The organism is Streptomyces sp. NBC_01171 (genome assembly GCF_045039805.1).
Lineage (GTDB): Bacteria > Actinomycetota > Actinomycetes > Streptomycetales > Streptomycetaceae > Streptomyces.
In genome coordinates this window covers 5,808,252-5,833,986 of record NZ_CP108609.1, presented here as the reverse complement: position 1 = coordinate 5,833,986, position 25,735 = coordinate 5,808,252, and the positions used below count along the sequence as shown (strand labels likewise).

27 protein-coding genes are annotated in these 25,735 nt (G+C 74.6%); 7 read left to right on the top strand and 20 right to left on the bottom strand.

Annotated elements, in window-relative coordinates; genetic code table 11:
- Positions 1 to 3 precede the first annotated feature (3 nt).
- The 13 genes from OG448_RS26970 to OG448_RS26910 all read right to left on the bottom strand — a co-directional run bounded on the left by OG448_RS26970 (position 4) and on the right by OG448_RS26910 (position 12,920).
- Positions 4 to 912 carry a glycosyltransferase family 2 protein gene (locus tag OG448_RS26970; protein ID WP_405557582.1) on the bottom strand — a complete coding sequence of 303 codons (909 nt, stop codon included), beginning with the start codon at positions 910 to 912 and terminating at the stop codon, positions 4 to 6.
- Positions 909 to 1,850 carry a glycosyltransferase family 2 protein gene (locus OG448_RS26965; RefSeq protein WP_405557580.1) on the bottom strand — a complete coding sequence of 314 codons (942 nt, stop codon included), beginning with the start codon at positions 1,848 to 1,850 and terminating at the stop codon, positions 909 to 911. The genes OG448_RS26970 and OG448_RS26965 overlap by 4 nt, the downstream gene beginning before the upstream one ends.
- Positions 1,828 to 2,844 carry a glycosyltransferase family 9 protein gene (locus tag OG448_RS26960; RefSeq protein ID WP_405557578.1) on the bottom strand — a complete coding sequence of 339 codons (1,017 nt, stop codon included), beginning with the start codon at positions 2,842 to 2,844 and terminating at the stop codon, positions 1,828 to 1,830. Before OG448_RS26960 ends, OG448_RS26965 begins: the two co-directional genes overlap by 23 nt.
- Complete coding sequence (locus tag OG448_RS26955; protein WP_405557576.1) at positions 2,841 to 4,265, bottom strand: PfkB family carbohydrate kinase; 1,425 nt, start codon at positions 4,263 to 4,265, stop codon at positions 2,841 to 2,843. The genes OG448_RS26960 and OG448_RS26955 overlap by 4 nt, the downstream gene beginning before the upstream one ends.
- The gene (locus OG448_RS26950) at positions 4,262 to 4,897 is read right to left on the bottom strand and encodes an SIS domain-containing protein (RefSeq protein WP_356426879.1); all 636 of its coding nucleotides are present in this window, start codon (positions 4,895 to 4,897) and stop codon (positions 4,262 to 4,264) included. Before OG448_RS26950 ends, OG448_RS26955 begins: the two co-directional genes overlap by 4 nt.
- A complete protein-coding gene (locus OG448_RS26945) occupies positions 4,894 to 6,126 on the bottom strand; it encodes a glycosyltransferase (RefSeq protein ID WP_405557574.1) in 1,233 nt (410 codons plus the stop codon). Before OG448_RS26945 ends, OG448_RS26950 begins: the two co-directional genes overlap by 4 nt.
- Complete coding sequence (locus OG448_RS26940; protein WP_405557572.1) at positions 6,123 to 7,085, bottom strand: glycosyltransferase; 963 nt, start codon at positions 7,083 to 7,085, stop codon at positions 6,123 to 6,125. The genes OG448_RS26945 and OG448_RS26940 overlap by 4 nt, the downstream gene beginning before the upstream one ends.
- Before the next feature lie 12 nt (positions 7,086 to 7,097).
- Positions 7,098 to 8,105 carry a glycosyltransferase family 9 protein gene (locus tag OG448_RS26935; protein WP_405557570.1) on the bottom strand — a complete coding sequence of 336 codons (1,008 nt, stop codon included), beginning with the start codon at positions 8,103 to 8,105 and terminating at the stop codon, positions 7,098 to 7,100.
- Positions 8,102 to 8,647 (bottom strand): D-glycero-alpha-D-manno-heptose-1,7-bisphosphate 7-phosphatase, encoded by a 546-nt coding sequence (locus OG448_RS26930; RefSeq protein ID WP_405557568.1) that lies wholly within the window; start codon positions 8,645 to 8,647, stop codon positions 8,102 to 8,104. Before OG448_RS26930 ends, OG448_RS26935 begins: the two co-directional genes overlap by 4 nt.
- Positions 8,644 to 9,639: a glycosyltransferase family 2 protein gene (locus OG448_RS26925; protein ID WP_405557566.1), complete on the bottom strand. Its 996-nt coding sequence runs from the start codon at positions 9,637 to 9,639 to the stop codon at positions 8,644 to 8,646. Before OG448_RS26925 ends, OG448_RS26930 begins: the two co-directional genes overlap by 4 nt.
- Positions 9,636 to 11,270, bottom strand: a complete 1,635-nt coding sequence (locus tag OG448_RS26920; RefSeq protein WP_405557565.1) for a carbamoyltransferase — start codon at positions 11,268 to 11,270, stop codon at positions 9,636 to 9,638. Before OG448_RS26920 ends, OG448_RS26925 begins: the two co-directional genes overlap by 4 nt.
- Positions 11,271 to 11,309: 39 nt before the next feature.
- On the bottom strand, positions 11,310 to 12,371 hold the full coding sequence (locus tag OG448_RS26915) for an NAD-dependent epimerase/dehydratase family protein (RefSeq protein WP_405557563.1): 1,062 nt from the start codon (positions 12,369 to 12,371) through the stop codon (positions 11,310 to 11,312).
- 366 nt (positions 12,372 to 12,737) lie between these two features.
- Complete coding sequence (locus tag OG448_RS26910) at positions 12,738 to 12,920, bottom strand: hypothetical protein (RefSeq protein ID WP_405557561.1); 183 nt, start codon at positions 12,918 to 12,920, stop codon at positions 12,738 to 12,740.
- A gap of 119 nt (positions 12,921 to 13,039) precedes the next feature.
- On the opposite strand from OG448_RS26910, the gene OG448_RS26905 reads away from it, so the two are divergent.
- The 3 genes from OG448_RS26905 (at position 13,040) to OG448_RS26895 (ending at position 15,213) form a co-directional block, all read left to right on the top strand.
- The gene (locus OG448_RS26905) at positions 13,040 to 14,518 is read left to right on the top strand and encodes an aminotransferase class I/II-fold pyridoxal phosphate-dependent enzyme (protein ID WP_405557559.1); all 1,479 of its coding nucleotides are present in this window, start codon (positions 13,040 to 13,042) and stop codon (positions 14,516 to 14,518) included.
- A 105-nt stretch (positions 14,519 to 14,623) separates the two neighbouring features.
- On the top strand, positions 14,624 to 14,995 hold the full coding sequence (locus OG448_RS26900; RefSeq protein ID WP_405557557.1) for a hypothetical protein: 372 nt from the start codon (positions 14,624 to 14,626) through the stop codon (positions 14,993 to 14,995).
- Positions 14,996 to 15,009: 14 nt separating this feature from the next.
- A complete protein-coding gene (locus OG448_RS26895) occupies positions 15,010 to 15,213 on the top strand; it encodes a hypothetical protein (protein ID WP_391298078.1) in 204 nt (67 codons plus the stop codon).
- A gap of 52 nt (positions 15,214 to 15,265) precedes the next feature.
- Here the strand turns inward: OG448_RS26895 and OG448_RS26890 are convergent, their stop codons facing one another.
- Positions 15,266 to 15,685 carry a CBS domain-containing protein gene (locus OG448_RS26890; RefSeq protein ID WP_405557555.1) on the bottom strand — a complete coding sequence of 140 codons (420 nt, stop codon included), beginning with the start codon at positions 15,683 to 15,685 and terminating at the stop codon, positions 15,266 to 15,268.
- A 117-nt stretch (positions 15,686 to 15,802) separates the two neighbouring features.
- On the opposite strand from OG448_RS26890, the gene OG448_RS26885 reads away from it, so the two are divergent.
- Both OG448_RS26885 and OG448_RS26880 read left to right on the top strand, forming a co-directional pair.
- A complete protein-coding gene (locus OG448_RS26885; RefSeq protein WP_405557553.1) occupies positions 15,803 to 16,339 on the top strand; it encodes a cysteine hydrolase family protein in 537 nt (178 codons plus the stop codon).
- Positions 16,340 to 16,422: 83 nt separating this feature from the next.
- Positions 16,423 to 17,469, top strand: a complete 1,047-nt coding sequence (locus OG448_RS26880; RefSeq protein WP_405558984.1) for a PucR family transcriptional regulator — start codon at positions 16,423 to 16,425, stop codon at positions 17,467 to 17,469.
- A 42-nt stretch (positions 17,470 to 17,511) separates the two neighbouring features.
- Here OG448_RS26880 and OG448_RS26875 read toward each other — a convergent pair whose 3' ends face one another.
- A complete protein-coding gene (locus OG448_RS26875) occupies positions 17,512 to 19,035 on the bottom strand; it encodes a flotillin family protein (RefSeq protein ID WP_405557551.1) in 1,524 nt (507 codons plus the stop codon).
- Positions 19,036 to 19,112: 77 nt separating this feature from the next.
- Positions 19,113 to 19,610 (bottom strand): NfeD family protein, encoded by a 498-nt coding sequence (locus OG448_RS26870; RefSeq protein WP_405557549.1) that lies wholly within the window; start codon positions 19,608 to 19,610, stop codon positions 19,113 to 19,115.
- Between the two features lie 261 nt (positions 19,611 to 19,871).
- Between OG448_RS26870 and OG448_RS26865 the strand changes: the two genes are divergently transcribed.
- Together OG448_RS26865 and OG448_RS26860 are read left to right on the top strand one after the other, a co-directional pair.
- Positions 19,872 to 20,381 carry an SRPBCC family protein gene (locus OG448_RS26865; RefSeq protein WP_405557547.1) on the top strand — a complete coding sequence of 170 codons (510 nt, stop codon included), beginning with the start codon at positions 19,872 to 19,874 and terminating at the stop codon, positions 20,379 to 20,381.
- Entirely contained in the window at positions 20,374 to 22,005 is a 1,632-nt protein-coding gene (locus tag OG448_RS26860) for a phytoene desaturase family protein (RefSeq protein WP_405557545.1), read from the top strand. Before OG448_RS26865 ends, OG448_RS26860 begins: the two co-directional genes overlap by 8 nt.
- A gap of 21 nt (positions 22,006 to 22,026) precedes the next feature.
- On the opposite strand, the gene OG448_RS26855 is transcribed toward OG448_RS26860, so the two are convergent.
- From OG448_RS26855 to OG448_RS26840, 4 genes are all read right to left on the bottom strand, one after another.
- The gene (locus OG448_RS26855; RefSeq protein ID WP_405557543.1) at positions 22,027 to 22,587 is read right to left on the bottom strand and encodes a type 1 glutamine amidotransferase domain-containing protein; all 561 of its coding nucleotides are present in this window, start codon (positions 22,585 to 22,587) and stop codon (positions 22,027 to 22,029) included.
- A gap of 103 nt (positions 22,588 to 22,690) precedes the next feature.
- On the bottom strand, positions 22,691 to 23,539 hold the full coding sequence (locus tag OG448_RS26850) for an STM4011 family radical SAM protein (protein ID WP_405557542.1): 849 nt from the start codon (positions 23,537 to 23,539) through the stop codon (positions 22,691 to 22,693).
- A gap of 10 nt (positions 23,540 to 23,549) precedes the next feature.
- Positions 23,550 to 24,890, bottom strand: a complete 1,341-nt coding sequence (locus tag OG448_RS26845) for an STM4012 family radical SAM protein (RefSeq protein WP_405557540.1) — start codon at positions 24,888 to 24,890, stop codon at positions 23,550 to 23,552.
- Positions 24,887 to 25,699: an STM4013/SEN3800 family hydrolase gene (locus OG448_RS26840; protein WP_405558982.1), complete on the bottom strand. Its 813-nt coding sequence runs from the start codon at positions 25,697 to 25,699 to the stop codon at positions 24,887 to 24,889. The genes OG448_RS26845 and OG448_RS26840 overlap by 4 nt, the downstream gene beginning before the upstream one ends.
- Positions 25,700 to 25,735: the final 36 nt, after the last annotated feature.

Genomic DNA, 25,735 nt, shown 5'->3' with positions numbered 1-25,735 from the left:
AGGTCACCCCACGTACTTGCGGGCGGTCGAGCCCCGGCGGGCCCGCTGGAGGATGCTCAGCCGTCGCTCCAGATCGGGCGGGACCGGGTCGCGCTGCCGGAGCACCCAGGGCACCCCGGCCAGCGCTCGGGCGACGGCGCGGGCCGAGGCGGCGTCCCGGGGCACGGTGGCCAGAAGCCCGCCGGTGCGGAACAGCGCGGGCAGCAGGGGGCGCCGCAGCCAGGTGAACCACAGGGTGTTGCGCAGCCCGAGGACCCGGCGCTCGGTGCTGTCGCGCCGTACGGACGCCTCGTGATGGGCGGTCAGGTCGTCCAGGTAGCTGAGCCACCAGCCCTGGCGCAGCAGGTCGGTGGCGAGCAGCTCCTCCTCACCGCCGAGCCACAGCCCCGGATGGAAGCCGCCCGCGCCCCGGAAGGCGTCGGCGCGCAGGACGGTGGCGGCCGCGAGGAACGAGCCCAGGGCCGGGCCGGGCAGCCAGTCGGGGCCGGTGAGCGGCGAGTCCCGCAGTTCCGCCGTGACCGGGTCCTCCGCGCCGGAGGGTTCCATGACGATGCGGGCGGTGACGGCGGCGAGCCCCGGCCGGGCGTCGAGCGCGTCCGCGGCCCGGCGCAGGCTGCCCGGCTCCCACCAGGAGTCGTCGTCGCAGAAGGCGACGTACGGGGTGCGGACCTCGCGCACCGCGAGGTTGCGGCCGACGGCGCCCAGGTTGCGGCCGGGCTCCAGCAGCCGTGTCCCGGGGAAGTCCCGGCGGACCGCCTCGGCCGTGCCGTCGCCCGAGCCGTTGTCGGTGACGATCACCTCGGGCGCCTCCGGCAGCTTCACCAACTGGCCGAGTGTCCGCAGCAGTTCGTCCCGCCGGTTGTGGGTGATGACCACCACGGTCGTACGGGTGTCCGGTCCGGTCGTGGTCATGCCGGTCCCTCCCGCCGGGCGCGGGCGGCCCGGTCGGTGTCGACGAGACGGGCCGCCCGCTCGACGGGGCGGGGCAGCCGGTGGCGGCGGGCCAGGGCGGCGGGCAGCCGGACGAGGAGTTCGCGCAGCGCGGGTGCGGCTCCCGGGCGGCCCGTGGCGGCGGCCACCGCAAGGCGGGCGCTGGCCGCGAGGGCGGCGGACAGCGGACGGCGCAGCCAGAGGGTGAGGACCTCGTTGCGCCACAGCCGGGGATTGCGGCCGTGGCGCCCCGCGGGGGCGGGGTGGTGGCGCGCCGTCAGGGAAGGGTCGTAGGCGACGCCCCAGCCGTCGGCGGCGAGGTCGTAGGCGAGCAGGGTCTCCTCGCCGCCGAAGAAGAGCAGCGGATGGAAGCCGCCGGCCGCGCGGAACGCGTCCTTGCGGACCACGCAGGCGCAGGCGAGGAAGCCGAGTACCGGGCGCCCCGGCAGGTCCGGTTCGGCCGGCAGCGGGGAGGCGGCGAGCACGGTGTTCAGGGGGTCCTCGGTGCCGTCGGGGCCGACCAGGGTGCGGGCGGTCACCAGGCCCAGCCGGGGGTGGGCGTCCAGCAGGTCGGCGGCGCGGCGCAGCGCGCCGGGCTCCCACCAGGAGTCGTCGTCGCTGAACGCGACGTAGGGGGTGTCGGCGCGGTCCACGGCGAGGTTGCGGCCGAGCGCCCCGGTGTTGGCGCGGGGGCGCAGCAGCCGGGGGGCGCCCGGGTGGTGCCGGACGGCGCGGAGCGAGGCGTCACCGGTGCTGTTGTCGACGACGATGACCGGTGGCCGTTCGGGCAGCGCGGTCAGGGCGTCCAGGGTGCGGACGAGGCTGGCGCACCGGTCGCGGGTGATCACGGCGACGGTGACCCGGTCCTCGGCGGTGTCCGGGCGCGTGGCCGAGGGGTCAGAGGTGGAGGGCACCGGCATCGACGCCGTCTCCTCTCGGCGGTCCGGTGGGTGGGGAGGGCCGCAGCAGGGCCAGCGCGGCGACGACGGCCTCCTCGGCACCGATCCTGAGCAGGCCGGGGTCGGTGACCGTGCCGTGCGGGTCGCCGGGCGGGCCGGGCCGCCACAGGGCACGGTGGCGCGGCAGCGGGGGCGGCCCCCACAGGGCGGGCGGTACGGGCCCGAAGAGCGTCACCGAGGGGGTGCCGTGGGCGGCCGCGAGGTGGGCGATCCCGGTGTCGCCGCTGACGACCAGCGCGGCGTGGGCGACGAGCGCGGAGAGGGCGCCGAAGGGCAGCCCGCCGGTGAGCAGGTCCACGTCGGGCACACCCGCGCTGTCGGCGACGTCCTGGACGAGCCGGTCCTCACCGGGCCCGCCCGTGACGACGACCTGGTGTCCGAGGTCGCGCAGCCGCCGGGCGACGGCTCCGAAGCGTTCGGCGGGCCAGCGCCGGGCGACGGCGTCGGCCCCCGGATGGACGACGACGGCGCCCGGTGCCGGTGAGGGTTCGGCCGGCGGGTGCAGCCGCAGGTCGGCCGGGTCGGCGGGGATGCCGTACGCGGCCAGGAAGCGGCACCAGCGCTCCCGTTCGTGCTCGTCGGCCCGCCAGGCGGGGGGCGGCCGGGAGCCGGGGCCCCGGTGGGCGTGGGCCAGCAGGTACCGGGGATGGAGCGCGGCGAGGGCGTCGCGGCTCTCGGGTCCGTTGCCGTGCAGGTCGATCGCCAGGTCGGGGGGCGGGCCCGGCCAGTGGGTCAGTACGGGGACGGCGCGTCCGGGTGCCTCGGCGGGCAGTACGGCGTCGATCGTCCCGGTGGCGAGGGCCGCGTCGGTGAACGCGGGGGGCAGGGCGAGGACGACCCGGTGGGCCGGGAAGGCCCGGCGGATGCCGCGCAGCGCGGGCACTCCGGCCAGCAGGTCGCCCAGGCCCAGGGCGCGCAGCACCAGCAGGCGGGGGCGGTCGGGCGGAGAGGTCATCGGCGCGCTCCGTCCGGGCTGCCGGGGGCGTGGGCGGCGCGTTCGGCGATGCCGCTGGTGGAACGCCCGTCGAGGTACGGGAAGAGCACGACCTGGCCGTCCCAACTGGCCACCAGGGACGCCTCGGGGAGGTCGGTGCGGGCGTAGTCACCGCCCTTGGCCCAGATGTGGGGACGGAGCCGGGCGAGGAGGAGTTCGGGGGTGTCCTCGTCGAAGACGGCCACCGCGTCGACGCACTCCAGGGCGCGCAGGACCCGTACCCGGTCGGCGAGCGGGACGAGCGGGCGGCCGTCGCCCTTGCGGCGGCGTACGGAGGCGTCGGAGTTGACGCACACCACCAGGCAGTCGCCGGTGCGGCGGGCCGCCTGGAGCAGGGCCACATGGCCGGCGTGCAGCAGGTCGAAGCAGCCGCCGGCCGCGACGACGGTCCCGCCCGCGGCCCGTACCCGGGCGGCCGTGCGCAGCGCCTCGTCGGTGGGGGCGCCGACGGCGGCCGGGGGCGCGGGTTCGGGGGTCCGGCCGCCGTCCAGGGTGCGGACGCCGCCCTCGGCGACGTACCGGGTGGCGGCGTGCACGGCGCCGCGCACGGCGGCCTCGATGAGCTGGCCGTCGGCCAGGAGCCCGGCGGCCGTCGCGGCGAAGCGGTCGCCCGCGCCACAGGCGTCGCCCTGGGCGGTGACCGGCGAGGGGACCATGAGCGGGGTGCCGCCGTGCGAGAGGAGCGCGCCGCGCCCGCTCATCGTCACGGCCACGGACGCGGCCCGCCAGTCCCCGACGAGCTGGTGCGCGTCCTGGGCCGCGACGCGCAGTTCGTCGTCGGGGTCCCCCGCCGGACCGCCGCCGCTGCGGGCGGCGAAGGCGTGGGCCTCGGTGGCGGACGGTGTCGCCAGGCGGACGCCGGGGACGGGCGGGCGGCCGCGCGGGTGCGGGTCCCAGACGACGGGGACCCTGGCGGCGGCCTCGGTGAGCGCGGCCCGCAGGACGTCGGCGCAGCCGCGGCCGTAGTCGGCCACCAGGACGGCGCCCGCGGCGGCGACGGCCCGGCGGGCCTCGGCCGTCGCCTCCTCGGCCCGGCCCTCGCCGTCGTCCAGGCGCAGCAGCGGCCTGCCCTCGGCGAGGACGCGGGTCTTGCTGGAGAGGGTGCCGTCAAGGGGCAGCGGCACGAGATGGACCCGGTCGCCGAGCGCGGCGCGGAGTTCGGCGCTGGAGGGGTCGTCGCCGAGCGCGGTGACCAGGGTGACGTCCCGGCCGTCGGCGGCGGCGAGCCAGGCGGCCAGCGCCGCCCCGCCGGGCCGGGTGGCGCGGCGGACGTCACTGACGACGGGTACGGGCGCGTCGGGCGCGAGCCGCTCGACGCGGCCGAACAGGTCGTGGTCGAGGAGGGCGTCCCCCACGACGAGGAGCGGGGCCGGACCGGTCATGGGCGTTCCTTCCCGGTCACCGCCCAGTGCTGCCGGGCCGGTGACCGCCGTGGGCGCGCCGTGTGGCGTTCGATCGCGCTGTCGAAGGACTCGCAGAGCATGTGCACGGCGACCAGGTGCAGTTCCTGCACGGTGGCGGTGCTGTCCGCCCGCACGCACAGGGCGTCGTCGGCGGCGGCCTGGAGGGGGTTGGGGGCGGGGCCGGTCAGCGCCCAGACGGTCATGCCGAGGCGGTGGGCCTCGGTGGCGGCGACGAGCAGGTTGGCGCTGGCGCCGCTGGTGGACAGCAGCATCAGCAGGTCGCCGGCGCGGCCGTGGGCGCCGACCTGGCGGGCGAAGATCTCCTGCACGCCGTAGTCGTTGGCGATGGCCGTGGTGGCGGAGGTGTCGGCGTGCAGGGCGAGCGCGGAGAACGGCGGCCGGTCGGCGCGGTAGCGGCCCACCAGTTCGGCCGTCAGGTGCTGGGCCTGGGCGGCGCTGCCGCCGTTGCCCGCGACCAGGAGCCGGGAGCCGTCGGCGAGATGGGCGGCGAGGGTGCCGCCCCACCGGTGGACGCGGGCGGCGTCCTCGCGGAAGACGGTGAGCGCCGTCATCAGGTCGTCGCAGTGCGTGGTGTCGGTGGCGGTGTTCATCGGACGACTCCGGAGAGCGAGGGGACGGACGACACCGCGCCGTAGACGCGGCTGACCCCGTCGGCGACGCGGTCCCAGGTGTAGCGCTCCAGCACGCGTCGCCGCCCCTCGGCGCCGTAGCGGGCCAGCCGGGCGGGGTCGGCCAGGAGTTCGCGGACGACGGCGCCGATCGCGGCCTCGTCGCCGTCGCCGGGCGGGACCAGGACGCCGGTGCGGCCGTCGACGACGGTGTCGAGCTGTCCGCCGACGGCGGTGGCGACGAGCGGGGTCCCGCAGGCCATGGCCTCGACGGGGACGATGCCGAACGGCTCGTAGCGGGGCAGGGAGAGGACCAGGTCGGCGTCGGACATCAGCGCGGGCATGTCCTCGCGGCCGACCCCGCCGAGCAGGGTGACGCGGTCGGCCACGCCGTACTCCCCGGCGAGGGCCAGCAGCCGTTCCGCCTCGGGCTCGGCGAAGAGCAGGGCCGGTTCCGGGCCGCCCGCGATGAGCAGTTCGGCGTCCGGGATGTGGGCCAGGGCGCGGATCGTACGGTCGAAGCCCTTGCGCGGGACGAGCCGGCCCACGGTGAGCAGGCGGTGCTTCCCGGAGTGTGCGGGCCGGGGGCGCGGGGCGAACTGCTCGGGGTCGACGCCGCAGGGCACGACGTGCATGCGGTCGCGGGGCAGCCCCATGGCCTGAAGTTCCGCCACCTCGTCGGCGCAGGTGGCGATGATGGCGTCGCAGGCCCGGCCGACGACCGTCTCCGTGACGATCCGGTCGGCGGGGCTGGTGTCCGCGGCCCGCTGGTGCCGTCTCTTCACGGTGCCGAGGGCGTGGTAGGTCTGCACCACCGGCACGCCGAGTTCGCGGGCTCCGGCCAGGGCGGCGGTGCCGGACATCCAGAAGTGGGCGTGCACCACATCAGGGCGCCGCTCGGCCCACTCCCGGCCCAGCCAGGCGCCGAACTCAAGCATGTACGGCGGGAGTTCGTCCTTGGGTACGGGTGCGGCCGGTCCCGCCGGGACATGGACCACTTCGACGCCGTCGGCGGTGCGCACCCGGTCCGGCAGCCGGGGCGAGTCGCGGCGGGTGTACACGGTGACGTGGTGGCCGCGGCGGGCCAGCACTCCGGCGAGCTGGGCCACGTAGACGTTCTGGCCGCCCGCGTCCGGGCCGCCGAGTGCGGCCAGGGGGCTGGCGTGTTCGGAGACCATGGCGACGTGGGCCGGGGTGTGGTGGTGAGTCATCGGGTGACCTCCTTGATCAGGCGTTCCCAGTCGTCCAGGAACCGCCGCTCTCCGTAGCGGGCCAGCGCGGCCGCCCGGGCCGCCTCGCCGGTCCGCCGCGCCTGGCCGGGGTCGGCGAGGAAGGCGCGGACGGCGGAGCCGAGCACCTCCAGGCGGTTGGAGACGACCCCCGCGCCGTCGGGCACCGCCTCGCGCACCTCGGTGGTGTCGAGCGCGACCACCGGCATGCCGAGGAACATGGCCTCCAGCAGGGACAGTCCCAGCGAGGTCCAGCGGATCGGGTGCACGTACAGCCGGCAGCGGGCCATCGCCGAGTGCAGGTCGTCCTGGGCGAGGTCCCGGCTGCGGCAGCGTTCGGGCGGCAGGCCGAGGTGCCCGGCGAGATCCTCGGTGCGCATGCCGAAGACGTCCAGCGGCGCCCAGGACGCGAACCGGGGCAGCAGGTCCGTGCCGGTGGTACGGCCCCTGCGCACGGGCTCGTTGACGACGACGGCGGCCCGCGGCTCCTCCCCCGTCCACCGGTGGCCGGGATCGATGATCCCGTGCTCGATCACCGTCGTCGGTGCCCGTCCGTTGTCCCACATCAGGTGGTTGAAGTGGGTGACGTGCACGAGGGGTACGTCGGACCGGCCGGCCAGCGGGTGCCGGGTGTCCACGGCCGACTCGTGGGGGCTGTTGTGCTCGACGTAGACGGCGGGCGCGTCGATGCCGGGGCGGCGGCCGGTCCAGCGGTGGGCCAGGTCGAGTTCGTGCGGCCGCTGGAGCACCATCAGGTCGATGTCGACGTCCCGCAGTTGCTCCGGGGTGCGTTCGAGCACGGTGTCGGGCCACTGCCAGGTGCGGGCGCGGCCGAGTCCGTCGGGTCCGCGGTCCTCGGTGACCGGGACGAGGAAGGTGGCGCGGCCCTGCACGAACGCCGTCAGCCATGAGCCGTGCACATGCCATACCAGGATGTTCATGGTTCTCCCTCCTCACATCGCGGGCTGGAGCAGCTTCTGGACGGCGCTGAGCACGTCGTGCGCCGTCACCTCGTCCAGGCACGGATGGCCGGGGACCGGGCACTGCCGGGCCCTGCTGTCCGCGCAGGGGGCGTCCTGACGGCCGAGCAGCACGCTGGGCACCCCGTACGGGCCCCAGCGCTCGGCCGGGACCACCGGGGCGAAGAGCGACACGACCGGTGTCCCGACGGCGGCCGCCAGATGGGCCGGGCCGGTGTTGCCGCACACCACCGCGCCGGCCAGGCGCAGCACGCCGGACAGGGTGCGCGGGTCGGTGCGGCCGCCCAGGTCGATCGCGGTGCCGCCGCTCACCCGCCGGGTCAGCTCGCTCTCGTCGGGTCCGCCCGTGACGACCACCCGGTGTCCCGCGTCGGTGAGCAGGGCGACGGCCTCGGCGCACCGTTCGGGGCTCCAGGCGCGCGCCGGTGCGCTGGCGCCGGGGTGGACGACGACGTAGGGGCCGTTGCCGGTGAGGGCGGCGGTGTCGGGGGGCGGCAGCACGCGCAGCCGCCCGTCGTCGCCGGGGCGCGGGGTGAACCCCATGGCGAGGGCGGTGTCGAGCGCGGCCTCGGCCTCGTGCCGCCCCGGCAGCCGCCGGTGCCGTACGTCGAGCAGCCGGCCGGGGTGGTCGGTGCTGTCGGCGCCGGTGCGGGCGACTCCGGCCAGGCGCAGCAGCAGGGCGGTGGGCAGGGGGCTCTGGTGGAAGGAGGTGAGAATGAGCGCGTCGTCCGCCGCGACCGCCCGCAGACGGCTCAACAGGTCGTCGATGTCGGCCTGTCGGACGTCGGGCGGGTCGAAGCCCTCCCAGGGCGCCTCCCACACCAGTACCTCGTCGACGCCGGGCAGCAGCCGGGCGGCCGGTGCCCCGCGCGGGCCGCAGAGCAGGGCGACGTGCTCGTGGTGCGCGGCGACCGCGCGCACGGCGGGCCCGGCGAGCAGTACGTCACCGAAGCTGTCGAGCCGTACGACCAGTGCCGTCATGTCCGCCCACCCCCCGTCCGGGGCAGCAGCGACCGTACGGCCGCGAGCAGGTCGGCGGCGGTGTCGGGTTCCGCCGCGACCTCCTCGGGCCGGGTGGCCGCGTTGGCGACGAGGATGGCGCGGGCCCCGGCGGCCCGGCCGGCCCGCACATCGGCGGCGATGTCCCCGATGACCACGCAGTCGTGCGGCGCCTGTCCGAGGGTCTCGGCGGCCCGGAGCACCAGTCCCGGCCGGGGTTTGCGGCAGTCGCAGCCCGCGTCGGGGGTGTGCGGGCAGTAGACCCAGACGCCGAGACCGCCGAGCAGTTCGTCGGCGCGGGCGTTGACGCGGCGGACGGCGGCGTCGGAGATCAGGCCCCGGCCGACGCCCGACTGGTTGCTCACCACACCGGTGGCGATCCCGGCGGCGCGCAGCAGGTCCACGGCCTGCCAGGCGCCGGGCAGCAGCCGGACCCGGCCGGGGTCGCCGTTGTAGGGGACGTCGGCGACCAGGGTGCCGTCGCGGTCGAAGAGGACGGCGGCGGGGGTGTCCCGGCGGTTCATGGCACCCTCCTCAGCGGTGCGGCGTCGCGGTGGCGTATCCGGCCGGTGAGCCGGTGGCCGACGGCGAGCGGGGGGATGACGACGCTGGTCGCGGCCATGGTCGCGGTCTCGCGCGCGGTGCGCGGGCCGGGCAGGATGCGGGCGAGGGCGAACTCGGCGGTGCCCGCCGCCCACAGGGCCCCGGCGACGGCGGCGGCACGGCGCCGCCCGGCGAGCGCGAGGGCGGGTGCGGCGAGTCCGGCGGCCGTGACCAGCGCGTGCAGCGGCAGCCGTCCGCGCGGCGCCTGGGCGCGGGCCCACCAGTCCCGGCCGTGCAGCCGGTTCATCAGCGCGTCGTCGGCGTTGCCCCGCTGCGCCCGCACCGAAACCCAGGGGTCGGCGGCCCGCACCGGATGCCGGGTGGTGCGCACGCCCCGGTGCAGCGTCCAGCCCGCGGCCAGCACGCGCAGCGCGAGGTCGGCGTCCTCGCGGAACGCGCGGCGGAACCGTTCGTCGAAGCCGCCGGCGGCGGCGAGCGCCGCCGTCCGGTACGCCATGTCGGCCGTGGCCCAGGCGGCCGACTCCAGCCCGGCGGTGCCGCGTTCGAAGTCGGTGGGCCTGCGCCCGGCCGGGAGCGGCACGGTCAGCCGGCCCTGGATGCCCCCGGTGGCCCTTCCCGCCCGCGCGAGGTCCTCGGCGAGTCCGCGGGACCAGTCGGGCAGCACCTGGACGTCGTCGTCGAGGAAGACGGTCCAGGGCGTGTTCACCGTGCGCCACCCGGTGTTGCGGGCGGCGGCTGGTCCCCGGCCCCCGGTGCCGAGGACGCGTACCCGTTCGCGCAGCGCTCCGGCGGCGGCGAGCGGCAGCGGGGCGGCGGGGTCGGGCCGGTCGTCCACGACGACGATCTCCTCGGGCGGGTGCCCGGCGGCCTCGGCCAGCGCGCACAGGCAGTCCGCGAGGCAGGCGCGGCCGATCGTCGGGACGACGACGCTGTAGGCGGGCGCGGCCGTCATGCGAAGACCTCCGCGCGCCGGACGGCGAAGGGGCCTAGGGCGAGCAGGTCGACGGGGGCGGAGCCGAAGCACTCCAGCGCGTCACGCGGGTCGTCGACCATCGGACGGCCCGCGGTGTTGAGGCTGGTGTTGACCACCACCGGCAGCCCGGTGCGTCGCTCGAACCCCTCGATCATGCGGGCCACCAGGGGCTCCTCGGCCCGGTCGACGGTCTGGATGCGCGCGGTGCCGTCCACGTGCACGACGGCCGGGATGCGCGCCCGCCACGCCTCGGCGACCTCGTGCACGAAGAGCATGTACGGGCTGGGCAGCGGACCGTCGAAGAGTTCGGCGGCGCGTTCGGCCAGCACCATCGGCGCGACGGGCCGGAACTCCTCGCGCCCCTTGACCGCGTTGAGGCGTTCGAGGTTGGCGGCGCGGCCCGGGTGGGCCAGCAGCGACCGGTGCCCGAGGGCGCGCGGCCCGTACTCGCTGCGCCCCTGGAACCAGGCCACGATGCCGTCGCGGGCGAGTTCCTCCGCGACCGTCTCCGCGATGTCCTCGGGTTCCTCGTACGGTACGGCGGCCCGCTCCAGCCAGGCGCGCAGCTCGGGCACGCTCCATTCCCGGCCGAGCGCGGCGGTCGGCATCGCCTCCACCGGCTCCTGTTGGTGGGCGACGTGCAGGGCGGCGCCGAGTGCGGTACCGGCGTCCCCGGCGGCGGGCTGCACCCAGACGGTGTCGAAGGGGCCCTCGCGGTGCAGCCGGGTGTTGGCCACACAGTTGAGGGCGACGCCCCCGGCGAGGGTGAGCACCCGGTCACCGGTGCGCTCGTGCAGCCACCGGGCGAGGCCGAGCAGTACCTCCTCCAGGCATGCCTGGGCGCTGGCGGCGAGGTCGGCGTGCTCCTCGGTCCACGGTTCCCCGGCGGGCCGGGGCGGGGCGAGTTCGGCCCAGGGCACCGAGCGGGCCCGGAACCGTCCCTGGCCGTCCGTGCCGACGTATTCGCGCAGTTCGTCGAGGAAGCGGGGCTTGCCGTACGAGGCGAGCGCCATCACCTTGAACTCGTCGCTGCTGCGCAGGAATCCGAGGTGTTCGGTGAGTTCCTCGTAGAACAGGCCCATCGAGTCGGGCAGGGACTGCGCGGCCAGCACGTCGAGTTGGCGGGCGGTGTAGCGGCCGGCCAGGTGGGAGCCGCATTCGCCGCGGCCGTCCAGCACCAGGACGGCGCAGTCCGGGTAGGGGGACGCCTGTCCGGCGGAGGCGGCGTGGGCCACGTGGTGGGGGACGAAGCGCACTTTGTCCGGGTCGAGCCCGGGCAGCGCCTCGGCCAGGAATCCGGGTGCCTCGCGGGCGTATTCCTGCCGTAGCCGGTCCCAGGGGTCGTTCAGACCCAACTGCTCTGCCGGGAGGGCCAGTTCAGGGTCGTAGGAGTAGGCGACGGCGTCCAGCGCGGAGGGGTCGAGCCCGGCGCGGTCCAGACACCAGCGGGCGGACAGCTCCGGCAGTTCCCAGGCCGAGAAGGGCACCGGGCGCTTGCCGTGCTTGCGCCGGCTGAACCGCTCCTCCTCCGCCGCCGCCACGACGCGGCCGTCCACGATCAGGGCGGCGGCCGGGTCGTGGAAGAGGGAGTTGATGCCGAGGACGCGCATGCGGATGCCTCCGTGAGCTGGGGGGATGGGGCGCGGGCGCTACGAGGGCAGGCGGCTGGGCGCGGGGTGCTCGTACGGCTCCGGGTGGTCGCCGTTGGGCGACGCGGGCGACGGGGCGGGCGCGGGTGCGCCGAAGCGGGCGGCGGCGAAGTGGTCGATGGTCCGCCGGATGCCCTCCTCCCAGGGCACCCGCGGGGTCCAGCCCAGCAGTTCGCGCGCCAGGGTGGTGTCGGGGCGGCGGCGCTGCGGGTCGTCGGCCGGGCGGTCCACGTACTCGATCCGGGAGGCGGAGCGGGCGAGTTCCACCACGCGCAGCGCGATGTCGCGGACGGTCACCTCGTCGGTGCCGCCGATGTTGACCGGCCGTACCGACCGGCTGGCCGCGACCAGCAGGATGCCGTCCACCGTGTCGTCGACGTAGCACAGCGACCGGGTCTGGCTGCCGTCACCGGCCACCGGCAGCGGCTCCCCGGCCAGGGCCCGGCAGACGAAGACGGGCACGGCCCGGCCGTCCAGCGGGCGCATGCGCGGACCGTAGGTGTTGAACAGGCGGACGATGCCGGCGTCCGCGCCGTGGGCGCCCACATGGGCGGTGACCAGCGCCTCGGAGAACCGTTTGGACTCGTCGTAGACGCTGCGCGGGCCGACCGGGTTGACGTTGCCCCAGTAGTCCTCGCGCTGGGGGTGCACCAGGGGGTCGCCGTACACCTCGGAGGTGGAGGCCAGCAGGAAGCGGGCACCGTCACGCTCCGCGACGGCCAGCATGTTGCGCGTGCCGAGGCTCCCGCAGTCCAGGGTCTCCAGCGGCAGCCGTAGGTAGTCGGCCGGGGAGGCGGGGCAGGCGAAGTGCAGGACCAGGTCGTAGGGGCCCGGCAGCCGGTCCGGGGTGCCGTCGGCACACACGTCCTGCTCGTAGTACCGGAAGCCGGGGCGGCCGACGAGGTGGGCGACGTTGGCGCGGGAACCGGACGACAGGTTGTCGACGCAGTCGACCGCGACGCCGTGCTCCACGAGGTGCTCGCACAGATGGCTGCCGAGGAAACCGGCACCGCCGGTCACCACGGCGCGCCGCCAGGGTGTGGAAGGCGTGGCATCAGTCATGGGAGTCCTCGGTCCCGCGCCGAGTCGCACCGGTCCGCACGTCAGGGGGCGGACCGTCGCTGAGGGGGGAGATGCGCGCTCGCACGGGGAGGTGTGGGGAGCTGCGGATGTGAAGTGATCGCAGGAGCGATGCGGAACGTGGCCCGCTCCGCGGTCCGCCGTTCAGGGCGGCACTGTCCCGGTGTTCCCATGCCGGCAGAGTTCACACGTTGATTCCTGCTGCGGTGTCGCGGGGCCCCTCCATCGGCGCCGGGCCCCCGGGATCGCCGGATTCCGCGCACGGGCGGGCCCGGCGGCGATGCCACGTTCGTCTCTTGAAACGTACTGCCTGAGACGTCCTGCCCGCCGCCGGGCCCGTGCCCTCGCTCAGTCGCCCTGCGATTCCCGCTGCGCCTCGGTGTTCGGCGTGATCGCGTCGGCCCCCTCCCCCTCGTGCCGCCGCTCCTCCGCGCGTTTCTTCGGCGTCCCGGGCTTCTCGGCGTCGGCGATCTCCCGCATCGTCTCCCCCACGGCGGTGGTGGGCCGCTTCGTACGGTCGTCGTCAGGCATAGGTGTCTCCCTTTTCCGTGGCGTCTTACGTCGTGCCGTCCGCACGGGTACCCGGAGCCGCACCGGATGTGCCTGCCGATGCGGGCATGACGGGCTGACGACCGGGAACTCCGGGACACATGGCCTTCGATCACGAGGAAGCACCCGTACTCGACGCGCTGACCGACTACCACGCGGCGAAGGAGCTGGGCTTCACCCCGCCCGGCCACAAGCAGGCGCGCGGAGCCGATCCGCGGGCGGTGGCCGTGCTGGGCGAGGCGGTGTTCGCCGGGGACGTCCTGGCCAGCGGCGGCCTGGACAGCAGGCTCAGCGGCGGCCGCGTCCTCGAACGGGCCGAGGCGCTGATGGCGGACGCGGTCCGTGCCGAGCACACCTTCTTCTCCACCTGCGGCAGCTCGCTGTCGGTGAAGGCGGCGATGCTGGCCGTGACCCGGCCGCACCGCAAGCTGCTCGTCGGCCGGGACGCCCACAAGTCGGTGATCGCCGGGCTGATCCTCTCCGGGGTGTGCCCGGTCTGGGTGGAACCCCAGTGGGACCCGGAGCGGCACCTGGCCCATCCGCCGTCCTCCGACGCCTACGAGCGGGCCTTCGCCGAGCATCCCGAGGCCGACGGCGCCTTGGTCACCAGCCCGACGCCGTACGGCGCGGTGGCGGACCTGCGCGCCATCGCCCAGGTCTGCCACCGCCGGGGCAAACCGCTCATCGTCGACGAGGCGTGGGGCGCGCATCTGCCGTTCCACGACGACCTGCCGAGCTGGGCGATGGACGCGGGGGCGGACGTCTGCGTCACCAGCATCCACAAGATGGGCAGTGGTCTGGAGCAGGGGTCGGTCTTCCACCTCCAGGGCGATCTCATCGACCCGGCCGAGCTGGCCTCCCGCGCCGATCTGCTCGGCACCACCAGCCCGAGCGTGCTGCTGTACGCGGGGATGGACGCCTGGCGGCGGCAGATGGTGCAGCACGGGGACGAGCTGATCGGCCGCGCCCTGGGACTCGCCGCCCAGGTCCGGGAGGAGATCGAGTCCGTCGACGGCATCCACGTCAACGACGCCGACGACTTCTGCGGTCCCCGACTCGCCGCCGACTTCGATCCGCTGCCCTCCGTCATGGACATCGGCGCCCTGGGCACGACCGGCTACCGGGCCGGTGACTGGATTCGCGAGCACCACCACATCGACCTGCACCTGTTCGACCACCGGCGGATCAGCGCCCAGTTCACCCACGCCGACGACGCCGAGACCGCGGACCGGCTGCTGACGGCGCTGAACGACCTGGTGCGGCACGCCGACTCCCTGCGCGACGCACCTGGGGTGTACGTGCCCGGGCCGGACGAACTCCGCATGGACCAGGCCGCGTTGCCGCGGGACGCCTACTTCGACGACCACACCGACGTGCCGGTGGAGCAGGCGGCGGGGCGCATCGCCGCCGAGATGATCACGCCGTACCCGCCGGGCATCCCGGCCGTGCTGCCGGGCGAACGGCTCACCGAGCCGGTGCTGCGCTACCTCGTCACCGGCGTCCGGGCGGGCATGAACCTCCCGGACGCGGCCGACCCCGGTCTGAAGACCGTACGGGTGGTCGCGGAACACGGCGGGTGAGCGCCGCGGCCGATCGGTACAGATGATTGAACGTTTCGCGTTTCAGGTCAAAACAGGCGGATACCCGCACGCAGTCGTACCAACAGCTCAGAGGAAGTGTTCACGGTGGGCGCAGCGAGCCTTACCCCGCAGGAATTGCGCAGACTGGCCGAGATAGAGGAAAGCCTGGGAGCGGACGAGGTGCTCGCCTGGCGCCTGAGCACCATGCGCGTCTCGAGTCGGCCGGTGACCTGGGCGCGGCGGGCACGGCGCCGGGCGCTCGCGCTGTGGGTGACCCTCGGTGCCGTGGTGACCCTGACGCTGCTCGGCCTCGACATCGTCCTGCGGCAGTCGTACCTGACCTGGGCGATCGCGGCCGTGTGGCTGCTCACCGTGGCCGGTCTCGTGGGTCTGGTGGTGCGGGCGTGCCGTCGCTGGGAGGCGGCGGAGCGGGCCGGCCGGAAGACGCCGTGGCCGATAGATCCGTCGCAGGTGTGAGGGGGGACCGCGAGATGCCGGAAGAACGGGACAGCGAGGAACCCGCGGAAACGGATCTGCCCCGCCCCCGGCGCCGGCTCACGGAGGAGGAGTTCCGTGAGCTGATGCGGGAGGCCCGGCAGGAGGCACGCCGGCTGCGGTACGGCCGGCCGCCCGAGGAGGACTCGGCGGTGGCGTTGCGTACCCAGCACGCCGAGTTCGGCGGCGCCGCCCATTGAACGCCTTCGCCCGGCGGCCTTCGACGCGGCCGCCGGGCGGAGGATGTGGCCGTCAGGAGTTCGGCTTGGCCGCGCTGATGTCACCGAGGGCCGAGGTCTCGTCCCGCTCGATGGCCAGGTCGCCGAGCGCGATGATGCCCACCGCCTCGTCGCCCTCCACCACGGGCAGCCGGCGGACGGCGTGCTCACGCATCAACTCCACGGCGTGGTCGATGCTGTCGTCCGGCCCGATGGTGACCAGGTCGTCCGAGGCGGCCTGGATCACGGTGGTCTGGTCCGGGTCCACGCCCTCGGCGAAGGCGCGTACCACCAGATCGCGGTCGCTCACCAGGCACTTCAACTGGCCTTCCTCGGTCACCAGGACGGTGCCCACGTCCTCGTCGCGCATCAGCCGGGCCACGGACGCCACCGACGCCTGCGGTTCCACGGTCACGAGTTCGCTGGTCATGATGTCGCGCACATGCTGAGCCATCACAAGCCTCCCTTCTCGTCGCTTCCTGCGAGGCGTCTGCCGGGTAACCCCACGGCGCCGCTTCACACCACTTCCGGGAAGCGGGTACTCGGCCGGAGGCGAACGGAAAGGAGCAAGATGACCGACCGCGCACTGATCGTGATCGACATGATCAACACGTACGAGCACCAGGACGCCGAACTGCTGGTGCCCTCGGCCGAGCGGGTGGTACCCGTGGTGGCCGACCTGATCGCCCGCGCCCGGACGGCGGACGCGCCGGTGATCTACGCCAACGACACCTTCGGCCAGTGGCGCTCCCACCACGGCGAACTGGTCGACACCGCGCTGGCCGGCCCGCACCGCGAACTCGTCGAGCCCATCCTGCCGGACGACGCCTCGTTGTTCGTGGTGAAGGCCCGCCACTCCATCTTCTACGAGACGCCGATGACGTACCTGCTGTGGCAACTGGGCGTCCGGCACGTGGTGCTGTGCGGCCAGGTCACCGAACAGTGCGTGCTGTACTCCGCGCTGGACGCCCACATCCGCCACCTGGAGGTCACCGTGCCTCCGGACGCCGTCGCCTCCATCCACCCCCATCTGGAGTCGGCCGCGCTGGAGATGATGGAGCGCAACATGGGCGCCAGGCTCGTCCCGGCCAAGGAGATCGACTTCTAGGCCGGACACGCGCCTGCGGATACGCTCCCACGGACGGACCACGTCAGGGGAGAGCGGGAGGGTGCGGGGTGACGGATCTGGACATGGCCGAGTACCTGGGCGGGTACGCCCGGATGCTGGCCGAGGTCTCCCACACCGGGCGGCGCCCCACCCGTACGGAACTGGACGAGCGCCGCGCCCTGGGGGAACGGGCCGCCGAGGCGGGGCACAGTCTCCGGGCCCTGGTGCACGGGCACCTGACGGCCACCCGGACCGCATGGCCCGACGGCACCCCGGCGCGGTCGGTGGGCGGGGTGCTGGCCGCCGTCGAGCAGGCGGTGGACGCCTTCGCCGAGGGCTACGAGCGGGCGCAGCGGCTCGCCGTACGGCAGGAGGAGGCGGCGCGGCGGGAGTTCATCGACGACCTGCTGTACGGCCGCAGCGACCTGGGCCGGCTGGCCGAGCGCGCCGAGCGGTTCGGTCTCGTCCTGTCCCACGCCCACGCGGTCGCGGTCGCGGAGGGCCCGGAGGCGTACGCCGACACCGCCCCGGTGACCCGGCAGGTGGAGTCGGCCCTGCTCACCCGGTTCAGTGAGCGGCGCGTCCTGCTGACCACGAAGAACGGCAAGCTGATCTGCATCGCCCCCGGCGACCAGGAGGAGGTGCTGTCCTGCTTCGCCGAGCAGGTGCGCGCCACCCCGGCCTGCGGCCGCGTCGCCGTCGGCCGCCCCCGGCAGGGCGCGGGCGGCGTGGTGCAGTCGTACGAGGAGGCGCTGAGCACGCTGGAGCTGGCGGAGCGGCTGGAGCTGCCGGAGCCGGTGGTGCGCGCGGCCGACCTGCTGGTGTACCCGGTGCTGCTGCGGGACCGGCAGGCGATGGCCGACCTGGTGCTCAGCGCGCTGGGCCCGCTGCGGGACGCGCGTGGGGGCGCCGAGCCGCTGCTGCGGACCCTGGAGGCGTACTTCGACTCGGGATGCCGGGGTGCCGAGGCCGCGCGGCGGCTGGCACTGAGCGTGCGCGCGCTGACATACCGGCTGGAGCGCGTCCACCAGCTGACCGGCAACAACCCGGCCGACCCGGTGCACCGGTACACCTTGCAGACGGCCGTCATCGGGGCCCGGCTGCTGGGGTGGCCCACGCGGGAGCTGTGAGAGGGCCCGCCACCGAGGCAGGCCCCCCTTGGTTCTCCCGGCTCAGCCGGTGATCTCGACCTTGCCGTTGCCCTGGGCGGGGCGCTCCACGCTCGCGGCGGCGCGCTCGGTGACGCCCTTGAGGAGCTGGGTCAGGTCGACGCCGGTGGTGGAGCCGAGCAGTTCCAGGCCCTGGGCCACGTTGTCGGCGACCGCGCGGGGAATCCGGCCGGCGCCGTCGGTGGAGATGACCGTCATCTTGTCCACGGCGCTGAGCGGCTCGGACGCCTTGGCGACGACCTCGGGCAGCACGGAGACCAGCATCTGCAGGACGGCCGCGTCGCCGTACTGCTCGTACGCGTCCGCCTTCTTGCGCATGGCCTCGGCCTCGGCGCTGCCCTTGGCGGTGATGGCCGCGGCCTCCGCGTCACCCTCCAGCCGGACCGCCTCGGCGGCCGCCGCACGGCGGGACCGCTCGGCCTCACCCTGCTTGAGACCCTCGATGGCGTCCGCCTCGGCCAGCGCGCCGCGGCGCTGCTTCTCGCCCTCACCGGTGAGCCGGGCCCGCTCCGCCTCGGCCTCGGCCGCCGCGATGGCCGCCAGCCGCTCCCCCTCGGCCTGCTTGACACGGGCGACCCGGCGGGCCTCCGCCTCCTGCTCGGCGGCGTAGCGCTGGGCGTCGGCGGGCTTGCGGACCTGGGCGTCGAGCTGACGGTCCGTCAGCGCGGCCTGGCGCTCGGCGACCCGCTCCTGCTCGATGAGGATCTCCTGCTGGCGGGCGGCCTCCGCGAGCGGTCCGGCGGCGGCCGCGCGGGCGGCGGCCTCGTCGGTCTCGGCCTTGATCTCCGCCTGCTTCAGCGCGAACGTCCGCTGGGCGACGGCGATCTCCTCCGCGGCCTTGAGCCGGGCCTGCTCGGCGGCCCGCTGGGCGACGGCCTCCGCGATGTCGGCCTCCTGCCGGGCGCGGGCGGCCTCGGGACGGCCGAGGTCCTCCAGGTAGGAGCCCTCGGTGGTGATGTCCTGGATCTGGAAGGCGTCCAGCACCAGCCCCTGCCCGGACAGGCTGGCCTCGGCCTCCTCGGCGACCTGCCCGGCGAAGGCGGCGCGGTCGCGGATGACGTCCTCCACGGACATCCGGCCGACGATGGCGCGCAGCGCGCCGGAGAGCACTTCCTGGGTGAAACCGACGATGCCGTCCTGCTGCATCAGGAACCGCTGGGCGGCGGCGCGGATGGAGTCCTCGGTGCCGCCGACCTTGACGATGGCGACACCGTCCAGGTTGGCCTTCACCCCGCGCAGGGTGACCGCCCCGCGTACCGCGACCGGGATGTGCCGCGAGGACAGGTCGAGGGTGAACCGCTGCTGCACGAACGGGACGACGAACACGCCACCGCCGACGACGACCTTCTGGCCGCTGTTGTCGGTGAAGACGCGCCCCGTCTCCGGATCGGTGGACTTCTTGCCCCGGCGCCCGGTGACGATGAACGCCTCGCTCGGCCCCGCCACCTTGTAGCGGCTGACCACGGTGAGCGCCAGCAGCACCAGGAGTACGAGGACTCCGGCCACGGCGATGAACACAGGACTCATATCAAGGCCCCCCTACGTAAGACACAGACATGTGACACCCCGTCAGGGGTGGGAGAAAGCCGGGCGGTGAGCCGGGTTCAGCGCTCCACCGGACGCACCACGACCGAGGTCGGCGACGGCACCGCCTCGACCCACACCTCGCTGCCGCGCGCCACCGGCACCGCGCTGCGGGCGGCGAACTTGACGGTCTGCCCGCCGAGCCGGACGAGGATCTCGCCGAAGCCGCCGGCCGGGATGGCCGTCACCACGTCGCCCGAGGTGCCGATCAGGTCGTTGCCGGTCGGGGTCGCGTCCGTCTGGTCGCGCAGCAGCAGCCGGCTCAGGCGGTAGGTCAGCCAGGCCGTGCCCGCCCCCGCCACCGCGCCGGTCACGGTGGCCCCCAGCGGGGCGACGCCCAGGCCCTCGTGGGCGATGACTGCGCCGAAGCCGGTCATCGACAGGAACCCCGCGATGACCGGCAGCGACAGCCAGCCGTCGAGCGCGCCGTCGAACAGGCCGTCCAGCAGCCCGTCGAAGATCAGCGACAGGACGAGCAGCACGACCCCCGTGATGCCGATTCCAAGAAACCAGGCCATCCGCGCCGTCCCCCTTCCGCCCGCCGCTGATCTCCGGCTTGGCGGAATGTTCACACAGCGTCTTGGTCATTTCATTGCCAGTTTCCGGCAGTTTTTACGCTTCTTTTATGCCGCCTTGCCGCCGGACCGGCCCGGCGCCCCGACGGCCGCTTCCGTCACCCGTTCGGGTCGGGGACGCGTGATCCGTGGTCACCGGGTTACTCGTGCCGCAGTGCGCGGGCGCTCCCGGCCCGCGCCGGGTGCTGCGCGAAGGAGGAAACCGTGGCCATCCGGTACCAGCTCATCCGGCGTCCGCCGGCTGCCGTGTGGAAGATTCTGAAGCGGCCTTCCAGCTATGCGGACTGGGTCGTCGGAACCCACGAGTCCGCTCCCCGCGAGGGCCGCTGGCCCGAGCTCGGTTCGTCGCTCACCTACACGATCAAGGTCGGCCCGAAGCAGTTCGAAGGCTGGACCGTGGTGCGCCGTTACGAGCCGCCCCGCTACCTGGAACTGGAGGCCCACGCCCCGTTCGGCACCGCGCGCATCGCCATCGACGTGCGCGAATGGGGTGACGAGAGCCTCGTCATCGTGGACGAGCACCCGCTGCGCGGGCTGGGCGGGAAGCTGCACAACGTCGCGCTCGACGCCGTGATCCAGCTCCGGCACCGGGACATGCTGGCCCGCCTGGCCCGGGTGGTCGAGGGGGAGACACCACGGAAGCCCACCGGCGGTGGAGCCCGGCGGGGGTCCAAGCCGGCGAAGTCGGCCCCAAAGGAGGCGAACCGTGAGTGATGCGGTGGTCATCGGGGCGGGCCCGAACGGGCTCGTCGCGGCCAATCTCCTCGCCGACCAGGGCTGGAGCGTGGAGGTGCTGGAGGCCCAGGAGCGGCCCGGCGGCGCCGTGTACAGCGACCGCGGGGTCCACCCCGACTTCGTCAACGACGTCTTCAGCTCCTTCTACCCCTTGGCCGCCGCCTCCCCGGTGATCGACGGACTCCGGCTGGAGGACGACGGGCTGCGCTGGACGCACGCCCCGCAGGTACTGGCCCACCCGCTGGCCGACGACCGCTGCGCGGTGATCGACCGGGACCTGGACGTCACCGCCGAGGGCCTGGAGAGACTCTGCCCCGGGGACGGCCGCTCCTGGCGCGCCCAGTACGGGACCTGGGACCGGGTCGGCCACGACCTGCTCCAGGCGCTGTTCACCACGATGCCTCCGGTCCGGGCGCTCGCCGGACTCGGTCTGAAGCTGCGCGGCGGCGGCGCCCTGCGTCTCGCCCGCTCCATGCTGCTGCCGGTGCGCCGCCTGGGCGAGGAGGAGTTCGACGGCGAGGGAGCCAGGCTGCTGCTCGCGGGCAACGCCCTGCACGCGGACCTGGGCCCGGAGTCGGCGGTCGGCGGCGGCTTCGGCTGGATCATGTCGATGCTCGGCCAGCAGTTCGGCTTTCCCGTGCCGGTGGGCGGCGCGGTGGGCCTCACGGACGCGCTGGTCAGGCGTCTACAGCGGCGGGGCGGCGTGATCCGCTGCGGGGAGCCGGTGACGGAGATCGTGGTCGAGCGCGGCCGGGCCGTCGCGGTCCGTACGGCGGGCGGCGACACGGTCCCGGCCCGGCGTGCCGTGCTCGCGGACGTCTCCGCGCCCGCCCTCTACGGCCATCTGGTCGCCCCCGAGCATCTGCCCTCGCAGGTCCTCGACGACATGCGGCGCTTCCAGTGGGACTTCGCCACCTTCAAGGTCGACTGGGCGCTGGATTCCACCATCCCGTGGCGGGCCGGTGCGGCGAGCGGCGCGGGCACCGTGCATCTGGCCGACAGCGTGGACGACCTCACCCGGTTCGCCGCCCAGATCGCCATGGGGCAGATCCCCGACAACCCGTTCCTGCTGGTGGGACAGATGACCACCGCCGACCCGACCCGGTCGCCCGTGGGCACCGAGTCCGCCTGGGCCTACACCCATCTGCCCCGCGTGGTGCGCGGCGACGCCGGGGACGCCGGGCTCACCGGCTCCTGGGACGCGGCCGAGCGGGAGATCATGGCGGACCGGATGGAGCAGCGGGTGGAGCAGTTCGCGCCCGGCTTCCGCGCCCGGATTCTGAGCCGGCGCGTGCTGTCGCCACTCACGCTCCAGTCCGAGGACGCCAATCTCAGCGTGGGCGCCCTCAACGGCGGCACCACCGCCCTGCACCAGCAGGCGGTGTTCCGGCCGATCCCCGGCACAGGCCGTCCCGAGACGCCGGTCCGGGGGCTGTATCTCGCGTCCGCCTCCGCGCATCCCGGCGGCGGGGTGCACGGCGCGCCCGGTGCCAACGCGGCGCGGGCCGCGCTGGGCATCCGCCGGTCCTTCGCGGACGTGATGTCCCTGGTGCAGCGGACCCTGACACGCGGAAGCGGGGCGGCCGCGGTGGGAAACCGCTGACCGCCCCGCTTCCGGCCGGGCTCAGTTCTTGTCGCCGCCCAGGCTGCGGATGATCGCGGAGGAGAAGGCGTCGAGATCACCGGGGTTGCGCGAGGTGATCAGGGTGTGGCTCCCCTCGGTGTCGACCACGACCTCCTGGTCCGTCCAGTTGGCGCCCGCGTTGACCAGGTCGTCCAGCAGCGACGGGTAGGAGGTCATGTCGCGGCCGTCGGTGAGTTCGCTGTTCACCAGCAGCCAGGGGCCGTGGCAGATCGCCGCCACCGGCTTGCCCTCCCGGGCGAACGCGGTGACCAGGCGCTGCGCGTCCTCGTCGATGCGGAGCTGGTCGGCGTTGAGGGTGCCGCCGGGGACCACCACCGCGTCGTAGCCGTCCGAGGTCGCCTCGGCGAGCGTGGTGTCCGGCTCGACCTTGTCGCCGGGGTCCTTGTCGGAGACGAGGGTGGCGATGACCTCCGGTTTCTGCGCGGCGACCACCACGCGGGCACCCGCGTCGCGCAGGGCGGCCACCGGCTTCGTCAGTTCGTCTTGTTCCGTCCCGTAGTTCGTCGTGAGGACGAGGACGCTCTTTCCGTCGAGAGCCATGGGTTCGTACTCCTCCCGTCTCCCCCTGTTTCCCGGTGCGGACCCGCTCGCGGCGGCGTCCGGCGCCGGTCTTACCTGCACCGGCTGCCCCTTTGGCCCCGGTTCATTCGACGGCGGCCGGAATCCTTTCCAGCACCCCGCCCGCGAACACGTCGTACAGCGGCAGGGTCTCCAGATGGACGTAGCCGATGTGGCAGTCGCAGCTCGTCAGCGGGCAGGGGCGGGGGCGGAGCGCGGCCCGGTAGGAGCCGTCGTAGAGGTTGCCGAGTTCCGCCGGCACGAAGTGGCAGCGCCGGACCGTGCCGTCGCCGTCCACCGAGATCACGGACTCACCGGTACGGCACGGCAGCCCGGCGCTGGCGTGCGGGTGCCGGCTGTAGGGGAAGAGCGGGTCCAGCCCGGTCCACACCTCGGCCTCCGCGTCGGCGTAGGTGTGCCCCTCGGCCGCGTTCACCCACAGGTACACCCGCTCCGGCAGCTCGGCCCGCAGCCGCCGGGCCGCCTGAAGGTGCTCGGGCAACCCGACGATGCCGACGCTGTACCGGACACCGAGCCGGTCCAGCTCCCGGCACTTGCCGAGGAACCGGTCGTACGGGGTCTGGCCTGGGTGGTACGTGCACCAGAGCGCCAGGGTGTCGCGGTCGGCGTCGGCCAGCCAGTCGGTGCGGCAGCTCAGGTTGGTCTGGATGGCGACGCGGCGGATGTGCGGCCGGTGGGAGAGGTCGGTCAGGGCGCGCCGGTACCAGGACCGCACCAGCCCCTCGCCCCAGGGCGTGAACAGCACCGAGAGCCGGTCCTCGGTCCGGTCTGCGGCCCAGGCGGCGAACCGCTCCAGGCTCGCCCGGTCGGCCCGCAACTGCTCCCGGCTGTCCCGGCGCTTGGCGAACGGGCAGTACGGACAGTCGTAGTCACAGGAGGCCAGCGGGCCCCGGTACAGCAGGGTCAGGTCCATGACGGGTGGCTCACTTGCGCTCGTAGGCGGCCATCGCGGCCCGCACGGCCGGGGAGAACAGCTCAGGGCCCAGCGCGTCGGAGTGGGCCAGCCCGTCCGGGGTCAGCCGCAGCACCGGGCCGGGCTCCAGCCAGCCCCGGTCCGCGAACCGCGCCAGCTCGGCCGGGAAGTCCTCGGCCGGGGTACGGCCGCCGAACCGCTCGCGGTAGTCGGCGACCGCCAGCCCGTCCGCCTGAAGGAGCGACTGGAGCAGATGGCGACGGCGCGCCTCGTCCCCGGTCATCCGGCGCCCGTACTCGGCGTGCGCGAAGTCGGCGGCGGGGCGGACGGTGTAGTCGTCGATGATCGCGCGGATCTCGTGCATGCCGACGGCGTAGTCGAAGGAGTAGTGCAGCCCGGAGGTGTACGAGCGGGCCCCGCAGCCCAGGCCGATCATGCCGTCGGTCTGGCAGGCGTAGTCGTCGGCGCCCTCGGCCGGGGCGTCGGCGCGGCGGAACATCCGCATGGACCGCTGCTCGTAGCCGTGCGCGAGGAGATGGTCGCGTCCGGCGCGGTACAGCCGGAGCCGCTGCTCGTCCCACTCCGGGTCGGCGGCGTCGGCACGCCGTCCGAGGCTGGTGAGCGGGCGTATGTAGAGCGGGTAGAGGTACAGCTCCTCGGGCCGCCAGGCGAGGGCGGCGTCCAGCGAGCGCAGCCAGGTGTGCTCGGTCTGCCCGTCGATGCCGTAGATCAGGTCGATGTTCAGCACGGGTATCCCCGCCTCCCGCACCCGCCCGAGCGCCGCCTCCACGTCGGCCCGGCGCTGCGGGCGTACGGCGGCCCGTGCCTCGGTGTCGTCGAAGCTCTGCACGCCGAGGCTGAGGCGGGTGGCGCCGCGCTCGGCGAGGACTTCGAGCCGGTCTGCGGTGGCCGTGGCCGGGGACGCCTCCACGGAGAGCGGGACGGCGCGCAGGTCGGCGCCCATCCGGTGCTCGGCGATGTCGCAGAGCCGGGTCAGCTCGGCGGCGGTGAGGAAGGTCGGCGTGCCGCCCCCGAAGGCGGCGGTGGCGAACCGGACCGGCTCCCGCTCCCCCAGCGCCTCCCGCACCGCGCCCGCCTGCCGCTCCAGCGCGTCGAGATAGGCGCCGGTGAGACCGTCCGGGGCGCCGATGCGGGTGAAGAGGTTGCAGAACCCGCAGCGCACCTCGCAGAACGGGATGTGCAGATAGAGCGAGAGCGCGTCCTTGGGCTCGCCCGCCCACAGCTCGCTCAGCCGCGGCCGGTCGGTGAGCTTCCGGTACGCGGTCTTGTGCGGGTAGGCGTACACGTAGCTCTGGTACGGGGCCGGGGCGGTCACGGTGGCCGAAGTCATCGGGCGGCCGCCTGGTCGAGCAGGAAGTGGGCGTACGGCACGGTCCACACCGACTCGTGGCCGATGCGGTGGCCGGTCCAGCCGTCGTCGCCGTAGGCGGTGCCGTGGTCGGAGCAGACGACGGCGAGGCAGGGCCGGCGGCTGCTCATGGCGGTGAAGAGGCGGCCGATGTGCCGGTCCACGTACTCCAGCGCGGCGGCGTGGGTGGCGCGGGAGTCGCCGTCCTCCCTGCGCGCGCCGGGCAGATGGAACCAGTTGGGCTGGTGCAGCGCGGAGACGTTGACGAAGAGGAACAGCGGCTGCTCCGGTGCCGTCCGGGCGGCGATCTCCTCGGCGCGGGCCACCTGGGACTCGAAGGAGGTCGGGGAGGCGACCCCGAACTCCGGCTCCCAGTGCGACTCCTCGAAGAGTCCGGGCAGCACCGAGCCGAGCGCGCCCTGCTTGTTGAAGAAGCCCACTCCCCCGACGCACGCCGTGCGGTAGCCCGCCTTGGTGAGGCCGGAGACCAGGTCGGGGGTGTCGTAGACGAAGGTGCCGCCGGCCGTGGTCTCGCTGCCCGCGAAGTCGGCGGCGAACAGGCGCGGGTGGCGGCCGGGTTCGGCCGGGGTGGGCAGGAAGCCCGCGAAGATGGCCTGGTGGGAGGCGTAGGTGAAGCTGCCCGGCGCGTGCCGCTTCTCCCAGCGGCCGCCGGGGAGATGGCGGGCGAGGTTCGGGATACGGCCGGCCGCCGCGAGTTCCGCGGCCACGTCGAAGCGGAGCGTGTCGAGGGTGACCAGCAGGATGTCGTGGCTGCCGACGATGCGGTTCATGTCCGGTACGCCGGGGGCCACTTCGGGCAGTCGGGC